This is a genomic window from Thiomonas sp. TH-17, assembly GCF_057473305.1.
This window is the reverse complement of the sequence record NZ_JBYCKI010000188.1, coordinates 1-3,115: the sequence shown is the minus strand read 5'-3', so window position 1 is coordinate 3,115 and position 3,115 is coordinate 1. Positions and strand designations below refer to the sequence as shown.

The window sequence follows — 3,115 nt, the reverse complement described above, 5'->3', positions numbered from 1 at the left end:
GCGCAAAACGGGTACGAACAGACATGAGCAATCAACCTGCAGCAGTAAACCTAGAGTCAAATGATAACAGGCACGCTCTGGCTTCGGTATCCTTGTTGCGGTATTGAACCGCCCCGGCTTGATCATACCCTCCGGCATCTTGATGCTGCCAGTAGGGCCAACTGACTTATAGACATGGCTATCCATGTTCTCGCCATTCCTCCTTGAGGTAATCGACTCCCGACGACCGATAACCGCCGAAAGGTTCTGATTCGTCAGAATTCACCGGATAGATATCCCCAACCTGCTCCACAATGATCATTACTCGCCTTATAGGCCGGGCGTCGGGCTGGACAACTGGGAGATGAAGTCGTCGATTCTTTCCGCGATGCGGCTCTCGACCGTGCGCAGGCGCAGAATTGGAATGCCGCTTTTTTCTAGGACACCATTCTTTAAGGCGTCCCGCGCCGCCTGCTCGGGCTGGTCATGGGAGCCGCCATCGACCTCAATCACCCCCACCGGTCTCTTGCCCACCTTGAAATAGATCACAAAATCGCAACTGGAGCGCACCATGAAAGCCCGCTCGCGGTCTGTCCAATCCTGATTACTCGGCGATGCGATCTGATCCAGCTTGATCTGCGCGTGGTACATCAATGACTGGCACGCCAGGGCGGACAGCGCCTCGCGCAGCAGTTGCGCCACGATCTGCTCGGATTTGTAGCGTGAATCTTCACGCCGCAGGCGGGCGCCCAAGCGCGCCAAGGATAGGTCAAACTCCCGATACAGCAAGTCAAAGGCTGATACCACAGGGGCGCGCACGATCTGCTCCTCCTGCGCGTAATAGGTAACATAGCGAATTAGGGCCGCGATGTAGCGGTTGTTGCCGGTGAACACCTCGTCGCCCGTCACAAGGGTGAAACGGTGCTTGGCCCGCGACACCGCCACGTTGATCATGCGTGGGTCATCGACGAAATCCAGGCGTTTACGCTCTTGGTTGTAGCGCTTCTTGTCCAAAACGGTGGAAAAAACAACCTCGTCGCACTCTCGACCCTGAAACTTGTGCACGGTGTCCCTAACGAAATCCGCTGGCAGGTATGTGCCGGAGAGCTTGACCTGTGCCCGGAACGGCGCGATGAAACCACAGCCGTCGCCGACCAGCCTGAGTGGCTCGTCCTCGTCGTCGAGCAGCTTGAGCAGGGAATCCAGCTCCCGCAGGTTGGTATTCTGGCGAGTGTGGTTGCCTTTGGCAGTCACCACCAGGCGCAGTGGCGCTTCGCCCCTATCCTCTGTCATGGGCACCAGCGCGTTGTCGTAGAACTGCTGGTTGCAAAATTGGATGATTCGGGGATGGCAGCGGTAATGCTCCTTCAGTAGAGTTCTGGGCAGCGCATCCTTGAAAACGCTGATACACGAATCGAGCAGGCTGTAGCGCTCGCAATCGTAGGCCTCAGCGGGCGCCGGAAGGTCCAGCACCACAGGAATGTGCGCCAGCTGACGGCTGTCGCCGACGACGATCAGATTCCTCGCGCAGCCCAGCGCTAAAACTCCCGGCACGATGTCTTGCAGCGAAGCTTCGTCGATAATCACGTAATCGAGGATTGCACCTGGCGCTATCGAATTGACGATGGAGTGCGTACTGCTACCGAGGATCGGGAAGCGCCGCACGAAGGCATCGAAGTGTTTCTGCTGTCGGTACGTCTTGGCATCGAAGCTGTCTGGCGGCCGCGCCTGGCGTTGTAGATGCAGCTTCAAATGGCGCATCGATGCCGTTTTTAATTCATCCAACAAGGCCGTGAAATTTCCGCGTGCCAGCGATTCGCGGCACGCCTGCAGCTCGCCCTTCTTCACTTGCAACGTTTTGTCGTAGTAGTGCATCTGCAGGGCATAAAAGACGGACAGGCGCGCATCGCCCTGGGCGAATGGCTTGATGCGAAAAATCCTGAAGCTGAGCAACAGCTCGATGCGATCCCTGAGACCGATGCGCTGCCCATCGAGATAGGCCAAGTAGGCCATCAGATCCGCAGTCTTGCGCGGCGACAGTCCGTACCTGTCCAGCGAGTTGATAGCCTGTATACCGCTGTCTGCCTGCCACTGCTGCAGATAGCGTCGCTCGATGGATAGTTCATCGAGCTCGACCTGCAGCTGCGCCGCCCGATTGTGGTCTTGCAAGTACTGCTTCACGCGGGTCCGCAAGGCTCGAATCTCCTCCAACGTTGGTGCGGACTCGGGCTCACTCGACGGCCAAGACGGCAGGTCAGCAAAAAAGTCATTGCGGTTGTCCTGGTTACCAAGCTTGGCGATCAAGTGGCCCAGGCCACATTTCTCCAGCTTCTCGTAGACATTTTCCACCGCCGCATTGTTGTTTGACACCACTGCCACCGTCTGTTCACGTAGCAGGATATTGGCGAGGATGTTCAGAATGGTCTGGGTCTTGCCGGTTCCTGGTGGACCCTCAATCACGCTAACCTGTGCATGGAAGGCTTGCTCGACCGCCACAAGCTGACTCTCGTTCAGCCCGAACGGATAGATCAGCTCCTGGCCAGGCGTCAGCTTGCCGTTGAGCCCGGTACAATAGGCTTGCAAGGCAGTATCGGCACTGGCGGGCAGTTTTTCCAGTTGGCGCACGATATTGGCGGCGATCTCACCGTCAGCCTCCAACTCAGCGCGATCCTGTCGAGCTTTCGCCACAGCTGTGAAATAGCCAAAAACAGGCGCGCCCTTCATCGCCGTCGGCGCGGCAAAGCCGATGTTGTCCATCTTGTAGACGTAGGGTTTGGCGGCCTTTGGATAGTGCACGACGGCATATCGCTCACCGTAGATCGTCGCTTTGGCAATGGGCTTGACGATCACACTTCCGGGCTCGGTCAGCAACATTTCACCTAACTCGCGGGTGGGTGAAACACGGCAGTCGTTGAGCGGGTGCGTGTAAGATTTCTTAGAGGGATAGCGACAGGTCAGTTGCAGAGTTTTGTCCTTGTCGCGCCAGAAAATCAACCAGTCGCTAATCTCCGCTGTCTTGTCCTCACCACCCACCTGAATCGTAACCATACATCCCTTTTTTGTATTCACACGGCATCCGGTTTCGCCTCAAGGCGAACATCGAATTTCGTCAATTCTTCAATGAGGACCATATTGC

The 3,115-nt window shown here is 56.8% G+C and carries 2 protein-coding genes; both read right to left on the bottom strand.

From position 1 onward, the window contains the following. Nucleotides 1-186: hypothetical protein (locus AC2VLV_RS11340; protein ID WP_486990084.1), on the bottom strand; the 186-nt coding region annotated here is incomplete at its 3' end. A 123-nt stretch (nt 187-309) separates the two neighbouring features. Continuing rightward, nucleotides 310-3,027, bottom strand: coding sequence for an AAA domain-containing protein (locus AC2VLV_RS11335; protein WP_486990083.1), 2,718 nt, complete (start codon nt 3,025-3,027; stop codon nt 310-312). Nucleotides 3,028-3,115 lie beyond the last annotated feature (88 nt).